The organism is Sphingobacterium bovisgrunnientis, from assembly GCF_009829085.1.
In the GTDB taxonomy this organism is placed as follows: Bacteria; Bacteroidota; Bacteroidia; order Sphingobacteriales; family Sphingobacteriaceae; genus Sphingobacterium; species Sphingobacterium bovisgrunnientis.
This window is the reverse complement of sequence record NZ_WUQY01000009.1, coordinates 48428-70674: the sequence shown is the minus strand read 5'-3', so window position 1 is coordinate 70674 and position 22247 is coordinate 48428. Positions and strand designations below refer to the sequence as shown.

Genomic DNA, 22247 nt, shown 5'->3' with positions numbered 1-22247 from the left:
TTTAATGACCAAAATATTAATTATATGAAAAACCAACTTTTCAAAAAGAAAAGTGTTGACCAGATACTACTTGATGCAGAGACTAAAGGTAGTGGACTAGCTAAAATATTAGGTGTTCGGGATTTGGTTTCGTTGGGAATAGCTGCTATCGTCGGTGCTGGGATTTTTAGTACAATTGGTTTGGCGTCATATAATGGTGGCCCTGCCGTATCGATGTTATTCGTTTTTGTTGCCTTTGCTTGTGTTTTTACAGCACTTTCTTATGCTCAGTTTGCAAGTACAGTTCCAGTTTCAGGATCTGCTTACACTTACGCATATGTGGCCTTCGGCGAATTATTTGCATGGATTATTGGATGGGCATTGGTTTTAGAATATGCGGTTTCCAATATGGTAGTCGCTATTTCATGGTCGCAATATTTTGTGTCAATGCTCGAAGGATTTGGGATACATCTCCCCAAATGGATGACAATGGCTCCGGGATATGCCACAGAAGCGCACGCAAAAATGCTTGAAGTAGGCGTTGATAAATTGACTGGAATTGACAAAATCGCTTTGCAAGCATATGAAACTGCGCCTAAAATAGGAGAGATACCTATCATTTTTGATATGCCAGCAGGGTTAATCACCGTATTGGTGACGTGGTTGGTTTATATTGGAATAAAAGAATCACAACGAGCAAGTAATATTATGGTTATCGTTAAGATTGGGATAATATTGGCTGTAATCTTTGGAGGTCTTTTCTTCGTCAAACCAGAAAACTGGACACCATTCGCACCCAACGGACTTGGAGGTGTGATGAGTGGTGTTGCAGCTGTTTTCTTTGCTTTCATTGGTTTTGACTCGATTTCGACTACGGCTGAAGAGTGTAAAAATCCACAACGTGACCTGCCAAGAGCGATGATTTATTGTTTGGTAATTTGCGCTGTCTTATATGTGTTGATTACTTTGGTTTTGACAGGAATGGTTAATTATACTGAATTGAATGTGAAAGATCCATTGGCCTATGTTTTCCAATATGTTGGGTTTGACCATATGGCAGGAATTATTTCAGTAACATCTGTAATTGCTATTACTAGTGCATTATTGGTATTCCAATTGGCACAGCCGCGCATTTGGATGACGATGAGTCGCGATGGTTTATTGTGGAAAAAATTCGCTACAATCCATCCCAAATATAAAACTCCATCGTTTGCTACAATTGTTACAGGTTTTGTGGTAGCAATTCCAGCATTATTTTTCAAAATGGATTTCTTTGTGGATTTGACTTCAGTAGGGACATTCTTTGCTTTTATATTAGTTTGTGCAGGTGTACTTTATATGGATAAATCGGGGCTTTCTGCGAAGTCTAAATTTAAAGTGCCTTACGTCAATGGAAAATATATAGTCGGATTGAGTTTTATTGTGGGAATAGGGTTGATGTATTTGTATGGTCAAGATAGCTTGGCAGAATGGAAAACTTTGGGTGCTTCGGAAGTTATTTTACATAAATCGCTCGTGGTAATATTCTGGCTGACTTGGTTAACCATGAGTATTCTTTCTTATAAACATAATTTTTCACTGCTTCCAGTGATTGGTATATTGGTTAACCTGTATCTGATGACAGAGTTAGGTGCCAGTAATTGGTTTATATTTATAATTTGGTTAGCGATTGGATTGGTAATCTACTTTATGTATGGGTACAAAAATTCAAAATTAAGAACACAGGAATAAAAGAAATTTACACAAAGAATTAAAATAATACAGCCACTTCAGAAAGAGTGGCTGTATTATTTTAATTAGTTCGATGAAGTCGAATATTCTCTGTTGTCGGAATATTAAGCGGAACTCTTTCCAGTGTTACAAAACTGCTGTCTAAACCAAAGCCCTTTTCTTCACTTAAACTGAATCGGCGTAGAATTTTGTAGATTTCCATTACAATACGATTTGGCCAAGTCAAAGCAGAAGTTTTGGTAAATACCTTCTCCAATACGACAAAGTTGAAATCTCCCGGAATTTTGTGTTTCTTAAGCGTGTCGTATTGACTGATGATGTCTACTTCGCCTTTTTGAACCATATCTTCCACAACTTTTCGGAAAAGTAAACTCACGCGTTGTTCTTCCCGAAATCCTAATTTGAAATCTATTCGAATTAATTTGCCTGGAATTAATTGTTCCACCGTATATTCTCTACCGTGAGGTGCATCAGTCACATCTACGTGAACAAACCAATATACATCAGCGCGTTTTGGTTTTTTATTTAAAATGGAATAGATGACTTTAGCTTCAATTTCATGTTTGTTATTTGCACTAGTTAGATATACCAGTTGAGACGCAAATGTTGGCACCGAACGATCTTTACTGAGCTCATCAATAATAGGGAAATACTCGTCTATCGCTACAAAACGGACAAATTCATTTTTAATTTTACGCGCTCTAAACCATGCATACATAATTATAAATATACTTGCTGCAAGAAGTAGTGTCAACCATCCTCCATGCGTAATCTTAACGCCATTACCAAAGAGAAAAGTTACTTCTATGGTAAAGTACACAACAGCAAAAACTCCGATCAACAGTTTGTTGATTCTACGTCTCAACATGAAGAAGATCATTAAGATTGTCGTAGACAAAAACGTTAAATTGATTGCCAATCCATAAGCGGCCTCCATATTACTGGATTTTTCGAATACGAAAATTATCAGCATACAGCCAATAAATAATATCAAATTTATGGATGGAACGTATAATTGCCCTTTTTGATTACTTGGATACCGAATGCTAACCTTCGGCCATATATTCAATCTTACAGCTTCAGATATTAATGTAAATGATCCTGTTATCATGGCTTGACTGGCGATGACAGCAGCGATTGTCGCAATTGCAATTCCATATACTAAAAACCATTCTGGCATAATGGAATAAAATGGATTCATTTCTCCGATAGATTGACCATCATGTGCAATCAACCACGCGCCTTGTCCAAAATAATTTAAAATGAGGGTTAATTTAACGAATATCCAACTTACACGGATATTATCCTTTCCACAGTGTCCCATATCCGAATACAAGGCTTCTGCACCGGTAGTACACAAGAATATAGCGCCAATTATAAATAAGGCATTAGGGTAGTGGATTATGGTTTGTAATGCATAATAAGGATTGATAGCTTTTAATATTTCTGGAGCATGATCAATAGCATTAAAACCAAGAATCCCAATAACACTAAACCAAACCAACATTAGTGGGCCAAATACTCGACCTACAATTGAAGTCCCAAAACGCTGAATCAAAAATAGACAAGATATAATTGCAATAACGATTGGTACTGTAGGAATGTCTGGATTAAAAATTGCAAGACCCTCGATTGCAGACGAAATGGTAATAGCAGGGGTAATCATGCCATCCGCTAACAGCGTGGAGGCACCTACAATAGCAGGAATAATAAGCCATTTCGCTTTACGTCGCACGAGCGAGTAAAGGGATAATATTCCTCCTTCGCCCTTATTGTCTGCATTTAATGTAATAAGGACATACTTAATTGTTGTCTGAATTGTCAATGTCCACAATACACAGGAAACACAGCCTATAACCAATTCCTTGTTAATAATATTGTTGTTGAAAATAGCTTTGAAAACATATAATGGTGAAGTACCGATATCACCGAAAATAATGCCTAGGGAAATTAATAAACCTGCTCCACTGAGCCGATTCAAGTGTGGATTATGGTGGGAGCCCATATATTTTTTCTATCTAATAATATTTATTTCGGTAGCCAATTTATAGCAATTATTCGACATAACGAATAATCTTGTTAAAAATTGTTAATTGTTCAAAAAAAATATTTATTTTTAACTCCTGATAACCAAAATCGAGTTACATTTGTAATATCGATTAAATGAATAAAAAAAATTCAATCTTAAACCACAACCATCATTAATTGTCGAATAGAGAAGATGAATAGAATTAATTTAAAAGTTGGTAATATGTTGAAAGTTAGAGTACTTGCTCTAGCCATATTCTCTTTTGGGTTATTCGGTTCTGCTGTTTATGCAAATTCTTTGCCCGTTGATGCTTCAATGTCAATAGATAGAGAAAAAGAAACCGCCGACAAATTGATTACCAATGTGAAAGCTTCTTATAATCCCGTGGTTGAACAAATCGTTGTTTCATTTAATTTGGCTAAGCAATCTTCTGTAACAATCAAATTAATGGATGCTTTGGGAAATGAAGTTTTGCATCTGTTCAACGGTAATCTAGATGAGGGCAATCAGAATCATCTTTTTGATACGAATGAAAAAGTCACTCCAGGCTTTTATTTCTTGCGCGTAGCTTCGGGATCTGAAACTATTGTAAAACGTATTTCCATTAAATAAAATTACATTTATCTTTCTTATTTAGATTTATGGCTGTGGATTATATCTTCCATTTCTATAAATTCTTTATCAATATCAGTATTTTCTTTTTTCGTAAATAAAGACACCACAATTGTTGCGACAAAGCTAATTGCAAATCCAGGAATGATTTCATACAATTCTTTGAAATTATGTGGAATATAAACCCATCCCAATACGGTCAAAGCACCCAGTATCATTCCTGTCAATGCGCCTTGCGTAGTTGTGTTTTTCCAAAATAGCGAAAGAATAATTAACGGTCCAAACGCGGCAGCAAAACCAGCCCATGCATTTCCTACAAGATTAAGAATGCTATCTTTTGGTGTTAAGGAAAGTAAAAAGGCTACAATTGCGACTAATAAAACAGCTATTCTACTAATGATTAACAAATGTTTTGAGCTTGCATCTCGTCTGATAAACGCTTTGTAGATATCTTCTGTCATCGAGCTCGAAGTCACTAATAATTGCGAAGAAATAGTACTCATAACGGCAGCTAAAATCGCGGAAAGTAAAAATCCTCCAATCAATGGATGAAACAAGTAACGGGAGAAAAATATAAAAACAGTTTCCGCATTTTCTTTAGAACCATCAAAAAATGCCATTTTTTCGGGTAACTGGGCGGACATATAAGCAATTGCAAATAATCCAACAAGAATAGCTCCACCAACCGTGAAAATCATCCAGCCGATTCCAACACGTCGTGCCTTGGTTAATTCCCTTACATCATTAATAGCCATAAAACGCACCAAAATATGTGGTTGTCCAAAATAACCTAATCCCCATGCAAGCAATGAAATAATACTTACGACTGAACTTCCTTTTAATATATCTAAGTAAAATGAATTTTTAGCTTCGATAATACGCAATGTATTAGTAAATCCATCAAGATCCATTAACATTACGGCAGGAACTAGAAGTAGGGCAATTAACATAATCGTTCCCTGCACAAAATCTGTTAGACTAACTGCTAGAAAACCACCAAGAAATGTGTATAATACGACCACGAAGCTCGTGACAATGAGTCCAGTGCTGTAATCCATTCCAAAAGCAGATTCAAACAATCTTCCTCCCGAAACCATCCCTGCTGAGGTATAAAGCGTGAAGAATACGAGAATTAGGATACTAGCCACGATTTTGAGTAATTGCGATTTGTCTTTAAATCGATTTTCAAAGAAAACGGGTAGAGTAATTGAATTATTCGATATTTCGGTGTAAACTCTCAGTCTTGGTGCGATGAGTACATAATTTAAATAAGCTCCAATGGTCAATCCTATGGCTATCCATGTAGCTGAAATACCAGACAAATACACCGCTCCTGGCACTCCCATCAATAGCCAACCGCTCATGTCTGCAGCACCTGCGGATAAAGCAGTGACTACTGCGCCCATTTTTCTGCCGCCAATCAGAAAATCATCCGAACTGTTTTTAGTCTTTGCGTACGAATAAAATCCTATAAGGATCATTAATAACATATATAAACCGATAGAAATGTATTCGTATGTATTCATAAAAATAGCTTTATTGAATCGAAGATAGTCAAAAGCAACAAAAAAGCGTTATTCTTTTGGAATAACGCTTCATGTATCAGCGAATTTTGTGTTTATTTCTTTTCTTCCAAGAATCTTTCGATGTCTTTTGGATTTTTAACCTTATTTTTTGTCAGAGCTAGATTTATAACCTCCGACATTTCAGTTACGTAATGGAAATTCATGTCTTTAATGTAATCTTCTTTGATTTCCAAAATATCTTTTTGATTGGATTTACAAAGAATGATTTCTTTGATGTTAGCGCGTTTTGCTGCCAAAATCTTTTCTTTGATACCACCTACAGGAAGAACTTTTCCACGTAATGTAATTTCACCTGTCATCGCCAATTTTTCTTTCACTTTACGCTGCGTAAATAAAGAAGTCAACGCTGTCAACATGGTGATACCGGCAGAAGGACCGTCTTTTGGTGTAGCTCCTGCTGGTACGTGAATATTCACATCCCACGTATCAAATACTTTGTAATTAATACCAAATTCATCTGCATGCGAACGCAAATATGCCATTGCAATTGATGCAGACTCTTTCATCACGTCCCCCAAATTACCAGTCAAACTTAATTTTCCTTTGCCTGGACTCAAGCTTGATTCGATGAAAAGAATATCGCCACCTACAGCGGTCCATGCCAATCCTGTTACGACACCAGCTACATCGTTATTTTCGTAGATATCTTTATCAAAAATTGGTGCGCCTAATACCTCTTCGACCATATCTGCATTAATGTTTGCAGCATAAGGTTTCTCCATTACGATTTTTGTCGCGACACCACGTACGATAGAACCAATCTTTTTCTCTAAACCCCGAACTCCCGATTCACGTGTGTATTCTTCGATTACTTTCTCAATGATTTTTCCTGACAAGGCAACATCTTTCGTACCAAGGCCGTGCATTTCTCGTTGCTTTGGTAATAAATGCTTCTTCGCAATCTCAATTTTCTCTTCAATGGTATAACCGTTCACTTCGATGATTTCCATTCTATCCAATAATGCGGGCTGAATTGAGCTCAATGAATTCGCTGTAGCGATAAACATCACTTTGGATAAATCGTATTCCATTTCTACATAATGATCGTAGAAATTGGTGTTTTGCTCAGGATCTAATACCTCCAATAAAGCAGATGAAGGATCACCTTTGAAGTCAGCACCCAATTTATCGATTTCATCCAATACAAAAACAGGATTTGAAGTTCCAGCTTTTTTCAACGATTGAATAATACGACCCGGCATCGCACCGATGTATGTTTTACGGTGACCTCTGATTTCTGCTTCATCACGAACACCACCCAGCGCCATACGTGTATACTTACGACCCAAAGCTTTCGCAATTGATTTTCCTAAGGACGTCTTACCAACTCCCGGAGGGCCAACAAGACATAAAATAGGGGCTTTCATATCGTTTTTCAGCTTTAACACCGCCAAATATTCGATAATACGTTGTTTCACTTTTTCTAAACCATAATGGTCTTTATCTAAAACCTTAACCGCACGATTTAAGTCAAATTTATCTTTAGTGAATTCACCCCAAGGTAAATCCAACAGCAATTCAAGGTAATTCAATTGCACAGAATAATCAGCTGCAGCAGGATTGATACGCGCCAACTTTTCTAATTCTTTATAGAAATGTTTGCTTACATCTTCTGGCCATTTCTTAGATTTACCACGAGCGCTTAAGTTTTCGATTTCCAAATCAGGCGTATTTCCACCCAATTCTTCTTGAATAGTCTTAAGTTGTTGATTTAAGTAATAATCGCGTTGTTGCTTATCTAAATCAATGCGAACTTTGTTTTGAATCTGATTTTTAAGCTCCAACATTTGGACTTCCATTGTCAAATGCTCTAACAAAAGTTTAGCTCTTTTGACAAAATCTTTCATCTCCAACAATTCTTGCTTAGCTTGAAGTTCCAAGGCTAAATTTGAAGAAATGAAATTCACCAAGAAAGTAGGGCTTTCAATATTTTTGATCGCGATACCAGCTTCCGAAGGAAGATTGGGAGATAATTGTATAATTTGTAAAGCCAATTCTTTTATCGAAGAAATCAATGCTTTGAATTCCTTACTACTCGTTTTTGGCTTTTCTTCAGCAAAGCGTTCTACTTTAGCTTTGATATATGGCTCTGATTGAACAAGTTCATTCAGTTTAAAACGTTGTTTACCTTGGATAATGACAGTAGTATTACCATCTGGCATTTGCAACACTTTAATAATACTTGCTACGGTTCCAATTTTATTTAGTTGATCGAAATCAGGATCTTCGACGCTCATATCTTTTTGGGATACGACGCCGATAGTTTTTTCGCCTTTATACGCTTCTTTGACTAATTTAATGGATTTATCACGTCCTACAGTAATAGGAATTACTACTCCAGGAAATAAAACAGTATTTCGTAACGGCAGGATAGCTAATATTTCAGGTATATCTTCGTTTCGCATTTCATCTTCATCTTGCTGACTCAATAGTGGAAAAAATTCCGTATCCTCATTGATAATGGGGATTGCTTGATTGAAGTCGAACGTGTTAAATTTGCTCATATGTATATTGTTCCTTCTCCGACAAGATGTCAGATTTGTATGTATATTTTAAATCTTTGTGATACGTTATAGTATATTGCAAGTGGAATGCCAAATACAAATTTGGTATCATTTGTGCTATATGAATTGCGTTTACTGCTATTTCGTCAGCAATATAATTGCTGGATGGCAGTTTTAGAAATTAATTAGAAATGGATATTTTCGATGTAGAACATGTAGAATGTGGAAATGTTTATAAGTATTTGTTGACGGCTTAAACTTAATGTGGCAAATTTACTCTAATTAGGATAGAAACAATTAAAAATACACGATATGAACTTTAATTATTTGAATAGCAGATTGAAATCAGTGAAAATTGGCTTTTCAACGTTGGCTCTAGCGATGCTTGCATTAACTGCATCTGCACAACAACAAGAGGAACACAAAAATCCAAATGTACGTTTGGGACAAAAAGCATTATTGGATGGTGATTTTAAATCGGCTGTTACGCATTTACAAAAAGCACTTCCTGCCGAAGCAAATGATCCTAATGTACTTTATCTTTTGGGGTATTCGCAATTCCAATCTACAGATTTCAAAAAAGCTGCAGATACATTTGGCAAAGTAGTCGCACTTGATGCCAAAAATGCTAATGCCTTGTATTACAAAGCGAAAGCTAACAATACTTTAGCCGTAGAAAAAGATTCTAAATTAACAGTTGCACAAAAAGAGCAGTTATTACAATCTGTTGTAGCAGATTATACTAAAGCAATCGCAATCAATGCTAGCGATGCCAAATTATATCAAAATCGTGCGGTAGCGTATAGAGATTTAGGTATCTTGAAGGGTACAGCAGGTGCTGCTGGTTATAACAAACAAATCGCAACTGATGCTTATACTAAAGCGGTGGCTGATTATGAGAAAGTATTAAGCTATGATGCGAATAGAAAGGACATTCAAACAGAGCTTAAAAAAGCAAAAGTTTACAGAGATCTTTTAAAATAACAACAAACAACAATTAAATATGAAGATGAAGTGCGTAAATGCATTTCGTCTTTTTTTATTGAATTCGTGTGTATGTTTTGCTTATAAAAGTAATTGAGGATTCCATCAATTTTTGTAATGCTTCCAAATTGATATCACTTAATTTCTTGATATAAATACAGGCTTTGGCTACTTTAAACTTTCCGAGATCGTCTAGTAAGTACTTGTGCTCTTCAGCTCCAGTATAGACGTAAAGTGAAATGGCAGCTTTGCGTGGCGAAAATCCTAAAAGCGGTGCTTCTCCGCTGTGTCCTGAGTCATATTTATACTGATATTTACCAAAACCTATGATGGATGATCCATACATTTTAGCTTTTTCTCCCGTAGCTTTTTCCATTAAATTAATTAATTCTAAGCTATCTTCGCGTTTTTGAATATCTTCTACCGTATTGATGAAATCTAATACGTTTGCATCGGTAAATTGTGTCTTGTTTTCTGCCATTCTTTAGCAATTAAGATTAGTCGCGTTTTTAAATTCAATCAATACCTTCAGATGTATGCTCTACGAACGATTTGAAACTGTTTAATATGGCTTGCCAACCTTCCTTTTGCATTTCTACAGAATTCATGTTTTCCGCTTCGAAGTCAATAATTATTGTGGTTTTATTTGATTGATGTTGAAAATTAATAAAGACTCTTCTGTCATCATCCATTTTGTAAACAATTTTTTGATTGGGGATTACATCCAAATACTCACCTTCAAAGTCAAACCCAAAGCTACCATCTTTAGCTTCCATTCTATTTTTAAATCTACCACCAATGCGCAAATCGTTAGAAGATAATGGACAATGCCAATCTGGACTTGCTTGATTCCATTTCGTGATCGATTCGGGATTATTATAGTAATCCCATACTGTTTTTAATGGCGCATTAATTTCGGTTTCAATATGTATCAATTGCTTTTCCATTTTTTAAAGTTTGTATTTATCATGAAGACCCTTCCCAGATAAAATCATCGGAGCAATTTTTTCTAGGCGAGATGCTTTTGTTTTATCTAGTTTGGCTTCATTGATATATTGAATGTATTCTTTCTGACGCCCAGTAGTCAAAGCATTAAAAGCTTTGTTGAGATCTGAATTATTCACTAATTCTTCTTTTAAAATCCCTATTGGCTCTAATATTTTTCTTTCGATAGGAATAAACTTTCCATCCACAATCGTTTGTATGCTATCGTTAATATATTCTAAAATTTTATCCTCATCAAATGGAGTACTTTCTTGTAAACGCCATTGCCGCAAAGATTTTGTTTTTCCTTCTGTCGCAGCCACTAAAACTTTGTAAGGATCAGCTAAAAACACCCCATTGTAAAACCAAATGGAGAAAAAATGTTTAAAACCAGCCCAGCCGACAACATTTTTGCCCTCATACGTATAAATATCCATGCCCCATTTAATTTCCTTTTTAAGGCTGGTTTTTTGAATCAATTGTGCCATCTTTTCGTACAACTCTTCCCACTGCCCGCGATAAGCAGTCCAATTTGGACTTTTTTTATCTTTTAATAGATTAACATTAAAAAGTACAATGGATTCTATGAGCTTTCTTTTCAACGGGACTTCATTTGGGATTTGTATTGCTCCTTTAGAAGTTTTATAACATGAAAGTTGATCTTTAAAAGCTTCAATAGCATCAGGTCCGGGATAAATCCCAATGTGTTTTTTGAATTGTCCAAAATGTATCAGATTGCCATTAAATTTATACGTTGGCATTCCATATGAAATTGTTTCTTTGGTCTCGATTGGTACTATTCCAGCGATTATTGATCGCAACTCATGCAGTTTTGCCTGTCTTTCATATTCCTGAAAAGCGATATAAGCATCAATATTTTCAAATTCAGTATTCATTACCGTTTAATGTTTCATAAAATCGAAAGCTCCTTGACGAAGATTTACTCCATATTCCAAATAAGCCTTTAGGCATGCGAGAAAGTTTGCCCAACCTTCTGTCTGTCCTATAGCCTGTTTGGTACCTTCTTCATCTGGATTAAATTTACCTTCTTTGACTCGAACTACGGTTGTCATAGGCGAAGTTTTTTCAAGAAATATTTCGACTAGCATATCAGGATCACCACCACTCCAATCAAATGAAATGTAATCGTATGGTTGGACGATTTGTCCTTCCACAGGAAATATATCGTCAAATTCTGGAAACTTCCAATCAACAGTAGATTTATTGTCTAGTCTATCACTTCCACTTTCAATAAAATATTTGTTCATTTTATTAGGGTCTACAATTGCTTCGTACACTACTTCAATTGGTTTAAGTATTTGGATGGATGCTTTGGCTGTGATTATTTGGTCCATATCGTTAGTTGTTAAAAATTATATGTTCTTTTAGAACAAATTTGTACTGTACTCTGTTTTACTTTAAAACATTATAAACTAAGAATTATACATTATGAAAAAGTATTTCACCTTATTATGGGAGCGATCGTTGTTGTTAATTATGTTCGTTTTCACATCGGTTCAAACATTTGCACAAGACAAAGGGCTTGATATAGATGTAGATATTAATAAAAATGATGATGATTTGTTTGCAAAACCTTGGGTGTGGATTGTAGGAGCTGCAGTATTTATTTTGATTTTGGTAGCAATTCTTCGTGGCGGTAAAAAATAGTATTTTTGTTTGGTAATGTAAGTTAATTACGAAGGTAGGTTGCATATATGTGCAACCTACTTATTTTAGAATACCTTGTGGAGCGAATATTGATTAGCCATTTCGCTTTCTATGATATTACCTGTACTGTCCGTTTGTAATAATACATTCTCTCCAACTTTGTACTTTGTATCTATTTCTTTCGCTTTCAAATGCACTACGCTACCATTGTTGTGCCACATGAATTTCCCTGTATCTTGAAGTGTCGTATTGCGCTCCAAATATTCTGCGTAATACGCGTATGTACCATCTTCGTAAAGCTTGACTGTGGTGAGTATTCCTGGGCAATCAGCGCATGGAATTGTGTCTTGATATACTCCAGCCCAGTCTAAAGAATTTTCGGAAGTATGGGAGTCAATTACAGCAACGCTATCTTCCTGTTGCTGACTTTCTTTTTTATCAGCGCTATTCTGGCAGCTTAGCGTAATTAAGGTGAGAGTTGCGCTTAAAAGGACAAAAGTATTTTTCATCGTGCAGTTAATTAAAGTATATTTGTTTATGACTTTGAACGAATTATTACAACAATTAGAATCAAAACAAATAGTATTCAAAGATGTTTTGGCTCACATAGAAGAAAACTACAATTACACGGCTTCTGCATTTACAAATGGTACGCAGCAAAATTCAGCGTCAGAAAATCAAGGTAGTGCCCGTGTTCTTTTTTTTGCAGAATTGAACAAATTGACTAAAGAACAAACTTTAAGCCTTTTTGCAGAACATTATGATGCGGTATTGTCGACACCAGAAGGTACAGATCATCAAAATATTCGCCAATTCATGGCTAATGGTTGGGATGCTGTTCAATTTGATAATGATGTTCTTTCCGCAAAATAAATCGAAGAGATTCCCTCTTCGATTTATTGTTCTAAATTAGCCTTCATGTTGACTAATCCTTGTTTGAAATCTTCGTTCATATCGTAGAATAACGTGAAAATATTGAATGGAAAAGGAATTTTTCCGTCTATTTCCCAAGTTACTTTGCTTTGATTGTGCGCGATAGAATCTACTGCGATGAAGGATTTGTTGGCTTCACCCTCGCCGTTAAAATATAAATCCATTTCTACGCGTTTTCCTTCCACCACATTGGTGATTACTTGCTTTCCATCACCGACTTTATCACTTTTCCATGTGTACGTAAAGCCAACAGTTCCATCTTCACCGCTATATTCTTTTTGAATATTAGGGTCTTGACGTGACCAATTGTCATATTCTCCTTGTTTTTTGATCTGTTTGACGTAATCAAATACCTCGTTGGAGCTCCTATTGATAATTAATTCACTTCCCGCGTGAAAAGTTTTCGGCAAAACAGCAGCAATGAGGAGTACAATTGCCACAAGAGCAAAAATTGCGATAAGTACATTTTTTAAAATCTTCATAACATTTTAGTTCAATTGGTAGGCAAGCTCGCTTAATTTGAGCATTGTGTTTAAGTTTCGACCTGTCGAAACCACTTTTAATTTCTGTTCGATAAATGGATTAGAAAGTTTGGAATTTGCCATTCCTTGCGGAACGTAAAAATAAAAAACGTCATCTTTGATTTCGTATTTTTCGTCACTTATATCAATACGAGCTAATTTGTCTAAATCCGAAGAATCTGGTTTTTTATCTAGTAAAGTTATAAATATACGATTTCCTTCTTCACCATATTGAAATGGATTATTATGTAAAATGTGCTGCAATGAATCTGTAGTCAGCACAAAAACATGTACGCTAAACCCAAACTGCTCACTAATAATTTGTTGAACTTTCAATATAATATCCGGAGCTGATAAATCTGATTGAAGAATAATATTACCACTTTGGATATACGTTTTGACATTGTGAAAATTAGCTTTTTCAAGATGACTTTTTAATTCGGCCATCTTGATGGTATTTTTTCCAGCAACATTTACTGCACGTAGTAAAATAATGAAAGTTTCCATTAGATTACTTATTCAAATTTTCTATTTCCTTCAAAATGAATCATCCAAGCTATTCCGAATTGATCAGTGAATGAAGAAAATAATTCCGCAAAAAATACATCACCTAGAGGCATTTCCATATTCTGAGCATTCACCGAAAGTGAATTGTATAATTTATGTGCTTCTTCTGCTGTATCAACATCTAGCATAACGTAAGTTGTTGTTCCCGTGACAGCTTTTTGTCCAAAAGTTTCCAAACAATCAGATCCCATAAGCGTACTGTACTCGTTTAAAGGTAAACCGACATGCATTATTTTGTTTTTATCTGCTTCAGGAACTGTATAACTAGGATCTTCGGGCATATCACCAAATCGATATATACCAGTAAATTCAGTATTAAAAACACCTTTGTAGAAATTGAATGCTTCTTCGCAATTTCCGTTGAAATTAAGATAGGAATGAACTTTTGCCATAATAATTAAGTTTATATATAGTTATTTCTCTATTAACGTGAGGTATTTATTTCTATTGTCAATGATTACCCATAGGATGACAAGCAAAAATGCACCAGCCATAGGTAATCCTTCAGGGGCATAATAGATATGTTGTAGCATAATACCGACCATAATAGGGAATAATACAATTGCGCCTAAAGCTCTTGTTTTAGGAATTATCAATAACACACCTCCCAGAATCTCTACAATTGCTATTAATGGCATTAGCCATTCTATCGTTCCAAAAGCTTCATTCACTTTTGTCAACTCTTCACTTAATTCGGGTGTAGGTATGTAATGAAATAGTTTATTCAATCCAGCATTGATAAACATTAGTCCAGCTAATAAGCAGACAATAAACTTAAATATTCTCATTGTTTTAGTATTGCGGTTAGCTTTTTTATTCAAAAAAATTATTTTCAAATCTATTACAAAATTTAAGCAAAAAACTTGGCATAAGGAAAGATTTAAACAAAGAATAAAAATATAATTTCTACATATAGCCAATTCTAATCCAAATAATCCATTACCTTTGCAGCTGAAGCAAACTGGTTCTATCGCTGTCCTGTAATGGGAGAGAGGAAAGTCCGGGCAACATAGAGCAACACGCTTCCTAACGGGAAGGATGCCATATGGGTAGACAGAAAGTGCCACAGAGAATATACCGCCAAGCGTTCGCGCAGGGTAAGGGTGAAAACGTGAGGTAAGAGCTCACGGTCTTGTATGGTAACATACATTACGGTAAACCTCGTGTGTTGAAAAACCAAATAGGTTGCGAGAGTCAAGGGCTGCTCGTTCTTTTTTCTTCGGAAAGCTCGCAATGGGTAGGTTGATGGAGCTTGTGCGCGAGTGCAAGCCTAGATAAATGATAGAAATCCTTACTCAAGGATACAGAACCCGGCTTACAAGGTTTGCTTCTTTTTGTTTTTCTCTCTTATTTTCTTATTTTGTTGACCAATCAAATTATACATAAACACTATGGCAACAGTTTTAATTATTGATGACGAAAGACCGATACGCAGTTCTCTTCGTGATATCTTGGAATATGAAGATTATAAAGTATTGGATGTTGATAATGGAGCCGATGGTTTGGAAATATTAAAGAAGGAGAAGATTGATCTTGTTCTTTGTGATATCAAAATGAATAAAATGGACGGTATGGAAGTTCTTAGCGCTGCTAAGGAATTTTCTGACGTGCCGATTATCATGATTTCTGGCCACGGAACAATTGAAACTGCTGTAGAGGCTGCGCGAAAAGGCGCTTTTGATTTTCTAGAAAAGCCTTTGGATTTGAATCGCTTACTTATTACGGTTCGCAATGCATTGGAAAAAGGAACTTTGGTCAAAGAAACAAAAGTCTTAAAGCGTAAAGTTTCAAAAACAAAAGAAATATTAGGGGATTCACACGGAATTTCATTAATCAAAGACAGCATTGATAAAGTGGCACCAACAGATGCACGCGTTTTAATTACTGGAGCAAATGGGTCAGGTAAGGAGTTAGTTGCAAGATGGTTGCATGAAAAATCTAATCGCTCTTCTGCACCTTTGATAGAGGTGAACTGTGCTGCTATTCCTTCGGAATTGATTGAATCTGAACTATTCGGTCACGAAAAAGGTTCTTTTACTTCTGCTGTAAAACAACGTATTGGTAAGTTTGAACAGGCAAGTGGCGGAACATTATTTTTAGATGAGATAGGCGATATGAGCCTTTCGGCACAGGCTAAGGTGTTGCGTGCTTTACAAGAGAATAAAATCACGCGTGTAGGAGGTGAGAAAGAAATTTCGGTAGATGTACGTGTTATTGCTGCGACAAATAAGGATTTGCTAAAAGAAATCGATGCGGGTAATTTCCGTATGGACTTATACCACCGATTGAGTGTAATTCTGATTCATGTTCCTTCATTAGCGGAGCGTCGTGATGATATTCCGACTTTGGCATCGACGTTTTGTGCAGAGATATGTGAGGAATATAATATTCCAACGAAACCTATAACTACGGATGCCATGAAAGCTTTACAAGCTCTGCCATGGACAGGTAATATTCGTGAATTGCGCAATATGGTAGAACGTTTGATCATTTTGAGTGGTAAAGAAATTACAGATTCTGATGTGAATATATTTGCTAATCCTTCAGTTTCGACGCACAATTCAAAAGTATCTGGTTCCTCGATGATTGATATGGATAGAATGGAAACGTATGCAGACTTTTTGAATTTCGCAGAGGAGAAATTCATTACACATAAATTGAATAAAAATGGGGGAGACATCGTTCAGACAGCACAGAAAATAGGCGTCTCGGAAGAGGAATTAAAAGGTAAACTTGCAAAATTTAAGCTATAACAAAAGAGGTTGTGAAATATATATTCACAACCTCTTTTGCTTTTAATGATTGAACTTACGTTTTTGTCTATTGTAAAGAATAACTATTACAACAAGGAGTAAGATGGCACCAATAATAATAAAACCAGTTGAAGAACTATTTTCCTCCACCTGATCAGTTTGAGCCCATCCCAAACTAGCCCACAACGATAAGAAAAATATGCCACCTAACTTTCTCATAAAATTTGAATATAACGTTAACTATTAAATCTAATGAATTAAAGCTTGACAAACAATAGATTTAAGACTTTTTAACGTTTTTTATTAATTAACACTTAACATCTAAATAATTTATTATGAACGTTCTCTAGTTATAATCGGTTGTGCAGATTTTGTTATTTAATATAAGAAAAGCGGGTTTGAAAAATTTCAAAACCCGCTAGTTTTAAATTTTGATAATAGGATTATTTTGAAAATCTGAAATTAGCAAAATAATATACCATATCAGTTGGTGGCGAAAACGTCAAACTAGGTTCACCACCTATATTAAGAGCAATAACTCTATTGTGACGATTTACAGTAGACTGTAGATCTACAGTAACATCTGTCCATTGTTGTAATTGATTATCTGGTATTCTAAAATCATTGGCATTAAACGAGGATCCTTCTTGGCCAAATGTGCTTTCGGATGTAAATGCCCAAAGGTAATTCATTATCCTAGGCCAAAGTCTTTGATAAGGATCATAGGTACCGCTAATGACAGATTTAGCTGGCATATAAACTTTGAATTTGAGGTATCTGTACTCAGGAATATTAAAACGATATTCTTTTGGCAGAGTAAATACAAATGTTCCATTTTTGCCTCGCATTGTAACTCGGAATGGATTTTCTATTCCGGTACCTGCTGGATAGGTGGTAGCTGGAATTTGCAGGTCTAAAGCCCATGCTGATGCGTCTTGAATTTTGCCATCAAGGAAGAAATTCATTGGTATTAAAGACTCATTTGGCGTTGTGACATACTCAATTATACCTCTACTTTCGAATGGTTTTAATAAATGGTCAATACCTAAAGAATTTGGTACGTATTTAATTTTTTTGATTAAACCTAAGTTCAAAAGATCTACCATTGTTTGAGCATTTGGATTTGTAATAGGAGATACTTTACGTATGAAAGGAAGGTAATTGCCACCACCTATGGTTTTTACAATTCCATTTCGATCATAATGCAAAGTTTTTAATGGAAATATGATGCCCCCAGTCAAATCTAGTTCTTCGACGTTTGCGAAATAAAACAAATCCTGAAGTGTGTTCGTGTGTACAGGAAAAGTTAATTTCTTATAGCTAGCTACCGCATCTGCCGTAAAGGTAGTTATCCCATTCGCTTCTAAAATTTCTCGCTCAGCAGGATTAAAGGTACTCGAACCTGTTGGCATATTAATGGTAAATGGTGTGTTCAGTTGAACTGAATCTAATATTGCCACTCCATTTACTTTTGGTATTACATTATATTTGAGTAGCATATTTAATGGTTGTCCAGCATTTAAATTGGCTGCGAAGATTCGAGGGTTATTTACTTGCTTACCTGTTATTTTTGCTCCACTTTTATCGGTGTACTCATATTCTAAGCTCCTATAATTTAACAAAATATTTGTCAGCGAAGTAGGCCAATCTAGTACAGCGGCACTTGGTGATGTCAATACTCGTGGAGATGAAACTACTAAATTGTCAACATCACTCTGTGTATAAGGAATAACTGCTATTACCTGAGGTACAGATTTGTTCTCGAATTCGTCGATAGTATACACACGAATTCTATACAGTTTTGACTGCTTGAGATTATTTACATTAACCCATGACACTAAAGAATCTATAACAATTTTTTCGTTATCAAATTCTATAATTGTTTTATGTGATTTACCCATTGATATTTGACTAGAAGGAATACGACCCGCTTTCATCAAATCTAACTCAACCCGTTCATAACCGATTTTACTTACAATAGTATCGTATTTGGCAGGGTATACTACCTCATCTGAATAGGGCTCCACATTGTCATACATCCCTTTACAAGAATATATAAGCGCAAGTACCCCAAATAAATAAAGATATTTGCTGTTTATTTTAATGACTTTCATAATTCAAGGTTAATTGCTTTTTCTACCATAAAGAGTTATTTCAGAAAGACAGTTCGCATCTTCTAAAGTATAATTACCATTGAAACTTTTTACAGCTTCATAGCGAAACCAACGCGTTTTCTTGGTGTATGCTGGTTCGTCCGGGTACATATAAGCCATATCACCAGCTTCACCTTTTTTCACAAACTCCAACTCGCTCAATCCTAAAGGTACTTCGATTTTGTTTTGTGATACGAATTCCCAAGAGTTGGTACTATCGTTCCAGATATACATATTGTACATGCCAACATTTTCATTTCTATAATATTGACCACGAGAAATATTGGCAAGTCCTCCAGAGTGACGTTGTACAGTGACAATTCGGCTTAATTCGTAGTAGTCACCTAAGTCAATGATAAAATTCCAAGGCATATTACCATCTGATGATCGCCCTGTTTTGCCACGTCCACTGGTATGCATAAAATTCAAATTATCACCACGGTCAATAATATCATCTATCACATATCTATTTCTACCTTCAAGACCATTTCCAAATACCATAGGCACGCCACCTACTGAGTCATTTGGGTTGGGTAATACCCAACTTTGTTTCGGGACTTTTATATCCTCATACAAAGAAATTTGACCTTTTGAAATTGGTTCTGTGATATTACCATAAATGTCTTCTACGCGAATTTTTACATCAACCTTTTCACTTGGAGGAAGCACTAAATCATTAATAAATCTTCTGTCTTTCTCCAAGTTGGAAGAGAATACTGATGTGAGCGATCTTGTTTGTCCATTCTGATTGAATGTAAAGTCAACATATACATTTATATTTTGCTTTAACTCATTATTCCAATCAATGAAAAATGAACTAAAACCAGGTTTTACAATCATAGAGTTTGCTACTCTACTAAAAGCAGGCTCTAAGGGTTTAACTTTTACATCTAAAGCTTCAGATTTATTGCCCGTCCTATCGACTGCAAACAATTGTATCGTATATTCCTCTGTATCTGGAAGACCATATACATCTAGGGAGTCGACAAAGTATGATGCAGCAAATGTAAATACTCGGCCATTTTTATTAGTATAAACTGCTTCCACACTCATCAAGTCTTCATCTGATGGTAGTGAATAGAAAAAACGCGCTCCACCGTATAAGGGTTCATATTTTTTCAATGTGATCTTACCAGGGGCTTGGCTATCATCACTGTTTGGCTTAAATCTATCTTTCTCCTTGCAGGATGATAGTATACATAAGCTGATAAAACAGTAGATGACTCTTAAATATATTGTTTTCATAAAATTGCAATTAAAGTCTCAAATAATTACCAACCTGGATTCTGAATCAATTGACCATTCGTATTCATTTCATTAAGGCTGATAGGCCACAAACAATCTGTAATAGTGAATCTGCGTTGTTGTTTAACTTCAAGGATGAAGAATGTTGATCCGGTTGTGCCAGTATGTGTCCATCCCCAAACAGGCGATGAGAATGCTGAAGTAGCTTTTTTGTGCCTCCACATATCCCAAAAGTGAATTCCTTCAAATGCAAACTCTATAGATCTCTCTTTCAAGATTAAATCACGAAGTCCTTCTTTGGTTCTATGTTTATTTACAGTTCTTGCTAAAGTTGGGTCTGACCATACATCTTCTATTTTAGGAACACCTGCGCGTTCTCTTACTTTATTTATTTCATCGTATACAGATTGCGACGGTCCTGAAAACTCATTCATTGCTTCTGCCTTCATTAAATAAAGATCAGCCATACGTACTATTGGATATGGAAATTTGATTGTACGCTGCCAAGCGTTTGACTGAGATTCTGGATGAACCATTTTTTGCGTTCCAATACCTGTTGCCAAGAAATCTGTAGTATGTTGAGAGGAATTGTAACCGCCGTGAGAGTTACCGTACATCATTGTGTTTATACGTACTGCGTGCGCCCTCCAATATCCCGCAGTAATACCAAGATTTGCATAAAATCTCGGTTCTCTATTCATATATAATTTGATTGTCTCTGCACCAGGTTGCACGTATCCATTCCAGTGTGCATAAGCAGGATCAGACATGCCAGGCGTTCTTATTATTTCATGCCGATTGTTGAAATCGTATGTCAAGTCTTCTTCGATAGGTAGTCCATTCTCAGTATAATAACGTTCAGTCATGGCGTAAGTAGCAGCCATCCACTGCCATGAATATGCTGCAGTATTTACTACACCATCACCATATCCTTCTGGTAGTCGTATATTAGTTGAGTGTGCAAGCTCTCCTTGATTATAATAATCTAAATTTGAGTTACCCCAGACCAATTCTTTGTTCCAAGGATCTACAATTAGCATACGCAAATCATATAGCTTTTTCATTCGTTCATTATTTTCAAGAAAAGCAGGTCTGTCATATATAAATGGTTCTTTTTCGAATTTGTATAAACCTAAGCCATTTTCTTCTGCTGTAGCAATTGCGTCATTTATTGCAACGAGAGCCTGCTGCCATTTTTCATTGTTCACTTCCATCGGAAAGAATGGCTGCCCATCTTTATCCATAAAGTCACCAAAATATTCACGATTTCCATTAAAGAATGGACTAGCTCTGAAAAATAATACACGTGCTTTAATCGCTTTTGCTGCGACTTGATCAATTTGTCCTAGATTATTTGATGTTGCTCTTTCTGTCAAATTCGGAATTGCTTGATTCATCAAATCAAGAATGTAAGTAAAGCACTCTTCTACCTTTTTTCTTGGTAGGAATAATTCTTCTTTTTTAGACTCTGGAGAAGCTGTTGTTTCTGGAATTACGATTGGACCATATTGTTGTACAAGTAAGAATGCAAAATAGGCTTTTAAGAACATTACTTGAGCTTTCCAATCCGCAATTTCGACTTCGGACATGTCTTTCACCTTGTCAATATTTGCCAAAAAGACATCTGCTTGTCGGATAGCTATGTATAATGGTTTGCCTCCTTCAGATCCAGACCAAAATCCTAATTGAGGATTTGTTTGTGATTGCAGACCACGCATGATTCGGATAGCTCTTAGATTATCTGTATTATTGTTTAGATCCAATCGACCTACATATTCATCACCCAATGTCCATGTAGTCACGTGTGTACGTTCGTCATTTGGCAAATAGCTATAAACTTTCGCGAGTGCGTTATATGCATCTTCCTTTAAGGTAAATATATCTTCTAATTTTAAAGTGTTATCAGGAACTACATCTAGATACTTCGTGCAAGAACCTAAGCCTATGGCAGTTGCTAATAATAAATATTTTAATGATTTCATTTTTCGGTTATTTTAA

The 22247-nt window shown here is 35.7% G+C and carries 22 protein-coding genes and 1 other RNA gene; 7 read left to right on the top strand and 16 right to left on the bottom strand.

The annotated features are described in order from the left end of the window. Positions 1-24: 24 nt before the first annotated feature. Positions 25-1710 carry an amino acid permease gene (locus GOQ16_RS06470; protein ID WP_160068548.1) on the top strand — a complete coding sequence of 562 codons (1686 nt, stop codon included), beginning with the start codon at positions 25-27 and terminating at the stop codon, positions 1708-1710. Positions 1711-1771: 61 nt separating this feature from the next. On the opposite strand, the gene GOQ16_RS06465 is transcribed toward GOQ16_RS06470, so the two are convergent. Beyond that, complete coding sequence (locus GOQ16_RS06465; RefSeq protein ID WP_160068547.1) at positions 1772-3715, bottom strand: KUP/HAK/KT family potassium transporter; 1944 nt, start codon at positions 3713-3715, stop codon at positions 1772-1774. Between the two features lie 216 nt (positions 3716-3931). On the opposite strand from GOQ16_RS06465, the gene GOQ16_RS06460 reads away from it, so the two are divergent. Further along, complete coding sequence (locus GOQ16_RS06460) at positions 3932-4351, top strand: T9SS type A sorting domain-containing protein (RefSeq protein ID WP_160068546.1); 420 nt, start codon at positions 3932-3934, stop codon at positions 4349-4351. 17 nt (positions 4352-4368) lie between these two features. Here GOQ16_RS06460 and putP read toward each other — a convergent pair whose 3' ends face one another. Both putP and lon read right to left on the bottom strand, forming a co-directional pair. Next, positions 4369-5877, bottom strand: coding sequence for a sodium/proline symporter PutP (gene putP, locus GOQ16_RS06455; protein WP_160068545.1), 1509 nt, complete (start codon positions 5875-5877; stop codon positions 4369-4371). A 92-nt stretch (positions 5878-5969) separates the two neighbouring features. After that, on the bottom strand, positions 5970-8441 hold the full coding sequence (gene lon / locus GOQ16_RS06450; RefSeq protein ID WP_160068544.1) for an endopeptidase La: 2472 nt from the start codon (positions 8439-8441) through the stop codon (positions 5970-5972). Positions 8442-8753: 312 nt separating this feature from the next. Between lon and GOQ16_RS06445 the strand changes: the two genes are divergently transcribed. Continuing rightward, a complete protein-coding gene (locus tag GOQ16_RS06445) occupies positions 8754-9425 on the top strand; it encodes a CDC27 family protein (RefSeq protein ID WP_160068543.1) in 672 nt (223 codons plus the stop codon). A 55-nt stretch (positions 9426-9480) separates the two neighbouring features. Here the strand turns inward: GOQ16_RS06445 and GOQ16_RS06440 are convergent, their stop codons facing one another. Genes GOQ16_RS06440 through GOQ16_RS06420 form a run of 4 tightly spaced genes read right to left on the bottom strand, consistent with a single transcriptional unit; the run spans position 9481 to position 11764 of the window. Continuing rightward, a complete protein-coding gene (locus tag GOQ16_RS06440) occupies positions 9481-9906 on the bottom strand; it encodes a DUF1801 domain-containing protein (protein ID WP_160068542.1) in 426 nt (141 codons plus the stop codon). A 34-nt stretch (positions 9907-9940) separates the two neighbouring features. Further along, positions 9941-10372, bottom strand: a complete 432-nt coding sequence (locus GOQ16_RS06435) for an SRPBCC family protein (RefSeq protein ID WP_160068541.1) — start codon at positions 10370-10372, stop codon at positions 9941-9943. Between the two features lie 3 nt (positions 10373-10375). After that, positions 10376-11305 (bottom strand): DUF1801 domain-containing protein, encoded by a 930-nt coding sequence (locus GOQ16_RS17590; RefSeq protein ID WP_204987437.1) that lies wholly within the window; start codon positions 11303-11305, stop codon positions 10376-10378. Positions 11306-11311: 6 nt separating this feature from the next. Then, positions 11312-11764, bottom strand: a complete 453-nt coding sequence (locus GOQ16_RS06420; protein ID WP_160068540.1) for an SRPBCC domain-containing protein — start codon at positions 11762-11764, stop codon at positions 11312-11314. A 94-nt stretch (positions 11765-11858) separates the two neighbouring features. On the opposite strand from GOQ16_RS06420, the gene GOQ16_RS06415 reads away from it, so the two are divergent. Then, positions 11859-12077: a hypothetical protein gene (locus GOQ16_RS06415; RefSeq protein ID WP_160068539.1), complete on the top strand. Its 219-nt coding sequence runs from the start codon at positions 11859-11861 to the stop codon at positions 12075-12077. Between the two features lie 65 nt (positions 12078-12142). Here the strand turns inward: GOQ16_RS06415 and GOQ16_RS06410 are convergent, their stop codons facing one another. After that, positions 12143-12586 carry a copper resistance protein NlpE gene (locus tag GOQ16_RS06410; protein ID WP_160068538.1) on the bottom strand — a complete coding sequence of 148 codons (444 nt, stop codon included), beginning with the start codon at positions 12584-12586 and terminating at the stop codon, positions 12143-12145. 28 nt (positions 12587-12614) lie between these two features. Here GOQ16_RS06410 and GOQ16_RS06405 point away from each other — a divergent pair, with 28 nt between their 5' ends. Then, a complete protein-coding gene (locus tag GOQ16_RS06405; protein WP_160068537.1) occupies positions 12615-12950 on the top strand; it encodes a HopJ type III effector protein in 336 nt (111 codons plus the stop codon). Positions 12951-12973: 23 nt separating this feature from the next. Here the strand turns inward: GOQ16_RS06405 and GOQ16_RS06400 are convergent, their stop codons facing one another. Genes GOQ16_RS06400 through GOQ16_RS06385 form a run of 4 tightly spaced genes read right to left on the bottom strand, consistent with a single transcriptional unit; the run spans position 12974 to position 14886 of the window. Continuing rightward, a complete protein-coding gene (locus tag GOQ16_RS06400) occupies positions 12974-13492 on the bottom strand; it encodes an SRPBCC family protein (protein WP_160068536.1) in 519 nt (172 codons plus the stop codon). 6 nt (positions 13493-13498) lie between these two features. Continuing rightward, positions 13499-14038, bottom strand: a complete 540-nt coding sequence (locus GOQ16_RS06395) for a DUF1697 domain-containing protein (protein ID WP_160068535.1) — start codon at positions 14036-14038, stop codon at positions 13499-13501. 8 nt (positions 14039-14046) lie between these two features. Continuing rightward, positions 14047-14490 (bottom strand): VOC family protein, encoded by a 444-nt coding sequence (locus GOQ16_RS06390; RefSeq protein ID WP_160068534.1) that lies wholly within the window; start codon positions 14488-14490, stop codon positions 14047-14049. A 21-nt stretch (positions 14491-14511) separates the two neighbouring features. Continuing rightward, positions 14512-14886 carry a DoxX family protein gene (locus tag GOQ16_RS06385; protein ID WP_160068533.1) on the bottom strand — a complete coding sequence of 125 codons (375 nt, stop codon included), beginning with the start codon at positions 14884-14886 and terminating at the stop codon, positions 14512-14514. Between the two features lie 166 nt (positions 14887-15052). On the opposite strand from GOQ16_RS06385, the gene rnpB reads away from it, so the two are divergent. Together rnpB and GOQ16_RS06375 are read left to right on the top strand one after the other, a co-directional pair. After that, positions 15053-15432, top strand: an RNA gene (rnpB, locus tag GOQ16_RS06380) — RNase P RNA component class A. Positions 15433-15489: 57 nt separating this feature from the next. Beyond that, positions 15490-16851 (top strand): sigma-54-dependent transcriptional regulator, encoded by a 1362-nt coding sequence (locus GOQ16_RS06375; RefSeq protein WP_160068532.1) that lies wholly within the window; start codon positions 15490-15492, stop codon positions 16849-16851. Positions 16852-16893: 42 nt separating this feature from the next. Here GOQ16_RS06375 and GOQ16_RS06370 read toward each other — a convergent pair whose 3' ends face one another. From GOQ16_RS06370 to GOQ16_RS06355, 4 genes are all read right to left on the bottom strand, one after another. Next, on the bottom strand, positions 16894-17070 hold the full coding sequence (locus GOQ16_RS06370; RefSeq protein ID WP_160068531.1) for a hypothetical protein: 177 nt from the start codon (positions 17068-17070) through the stop codon (positions 16894-16896). A 224-nt stretch (positions 17071-17294) separates the two neighbouring features. Beyond that, positions 17295-18965: a DUF4998 domain-containing protein gene (locus GOQ16_RS06365; protein ID WP_204987436.1), complete on the bottom strand. Its 1671-nt coding sequence runs from the start codon at positions 18963-18965 to the stop codon at positions 17295-17297. A gap of 9 nt (positions 18966-18974) precedes the next feature. Beyond that, positions 18975-20249 carry a DUF4959 domain-containing protein gene (locus tag GOQ16_RS06360; protein WP_160068530.1) on the bottom strand — a complete coding sequence of 425 codons (1275 nt, stop codon included), beginning with the start codon at positions 20247-20249 and terminating at the stop codon, positions 18975-18977. Between the two features lie 26 nt (positions 20250-20275). Continuing rightward, complete coding sequence (locus GOQ16_RS06355; RefSeq protein ID WP_160068529.1) at positions 20276-22231, bottom strand: RagB/SusD family nutrient uptake outer membrane protein; 1956 nt, start codon at positions 22229-22231, stop codon at positions 20276-20278. Positions 22232-22247 lie beyond the last annotated feature (16 nt).

Bases quoted from the DNA above. Each gene is read 5' to 3' on its own strand.
- GOQ16_RS06470 (WP_160068548.1), top strand. From the start codon at position 25: ATGAAAAACCAACTTTTCAAAAAGAAAAGTGTTGACCAGATACTACTT.
- GOQ16_RS06465 (WP_160068547.1), bottom strand. From the start codon at position 3,715: ATGGGCTCCCACCATAATCCACACTTGAATCGGCTCAGTGGAGCAGGT.
- GOQ16_RS06460 (WP_160068546.1), top strand. From the start codon at position 3,932: ATGAATAGAATTAATTTAAAAGTTGGTAATATGTTGAAAGTTAGAGTA.
- putP (WP_160068545.1), bottom strand. From the start codon at position 5,877: ATGAATACATACGAATACATTTCTATCGGTTTATATATGTTATTAATG.
- lon (WP_160068544.1), bottom strand. From the start codon at position 8,441: ATGAGCAAATTTAACACGTTCGACTTCAATCAAGCAATCCCCATTATC.
- GOQ16_RS06445 (WP_160068543.1), top strand. From the start codon at position 8,754: ATGAACTTTAATTATTTGAATAGCAGATTGAAATCAGTGAAAATTGGC.
- GOQ16_RS06440 (WP_160068542.1), bottom strand. From the start codon at position 9,906: ATGGCAGAAAACAAGACACAATTTACCGATGCAAACGTATTAGATTTC.
- GOQ16_RS06435 (WP_160068541.1), bottom strand. From the start codon at position 10,372: ATGGAAAAGCAATTGATACATATTGAAACCGAAATTAATGCGCCATTA.
- GOQ16_RS17590 (WP_204987437.1), bottom strand. From the start codon at position 11,305: ATGAATACTGAATTTGAAAATATTGATGCTTATATCGCTTTTCAGGAA.
- GOQ16_RS06420 (WP_160068540.1), bottom strand. From the start codon at position 11,764: ATGGACCAAATAATCACAGCCAAAGCATCCATCCAAATACTTAAACCA.
- GOQ16_RS06415 (WP_160068539.1), top strand. From the start codon at position 11,859: ATGAAAAAGTATTTCACCTTATTATGGGAGCGATCGTTGTTGTTAATT.
- GOQ16_RS06410 (WP_160068538.1), bottom strand. From the start codon at position 12,586: ATGAAAAATACTTTTGTCCTTTTAAGCGCAACTCTCACCTTAATTACG.
- GOQ16_RS06405 (WP_160068537.1), top strand. From the start codon at position 12,615: ATGACTTTGAACGAATTATTACAACAATTAGAATCAAAACAAATAGTA.
- GOQ16_RS06400 (WP_160068536.1), bottom strand. From the start codon at position 13,492: ATGAAGATTTTAAAAAATGTACTTATCGCAATTTTTGCTCTTGTGGCA.
- GOQ16_RS06395 (WP_160068535.1), bottom strand. From the start codon at position 14,038: ATGGAAACTTTCATTATTTTACTACGTGCAGTAAATGTTGCTGGAAAA.
- GOQ16_RS06390 (WP_160068534.1), bottom strand. From the start codon at position 14,490: ATGGCAAAAGTTCATTCCTATCTTAATTTCAACGGAAATTGCGAAGAA.
- GOQ16_RS06385 (WP_160068533.1), bottom strand. From the start codon at position 14,886: ATGAGAATATTTAAGTTTATTGTCTGCTTATTAGCTGGACTAATGTTT.
- GOQ16_RS06375 (WP_160068532.1), top strand. From the start codon at position 15,490: ATGGCAACAGTTTTAATTATTGATGACGAAAGACCGATACGCAGTTCT.
- GOQ16_RS06370 (WP_160068531.1), bottom strand. From the start codon at position 17,070: ATGAGAAAGTTAGGTGGCATATTTTTCTTATCGTTGTGGGCTAGTTTG.
- GOQ16_RS06365 (WP_204987436.1), bottom strand. From the start codon at position 18,965: ATGAAAGTCATTAAAATAAACAGCAAATATCTTTATTTATTTGGGGTA.
- GOQ16_RS06360 (WP_160068530.1), bottom strand. From the start codon at position 20,249: ATGAAAACAATATATTTAAGAGTCATCTACTGTTTTATCAGCTTATGT.
- GOQ16_RS06355 (WP_160068529.1), bottom strand. From the start codon at position 22,231: ATGAAATCATTAAAATATTTATTATTAGCAACTGCCATAGGCTTAGGT.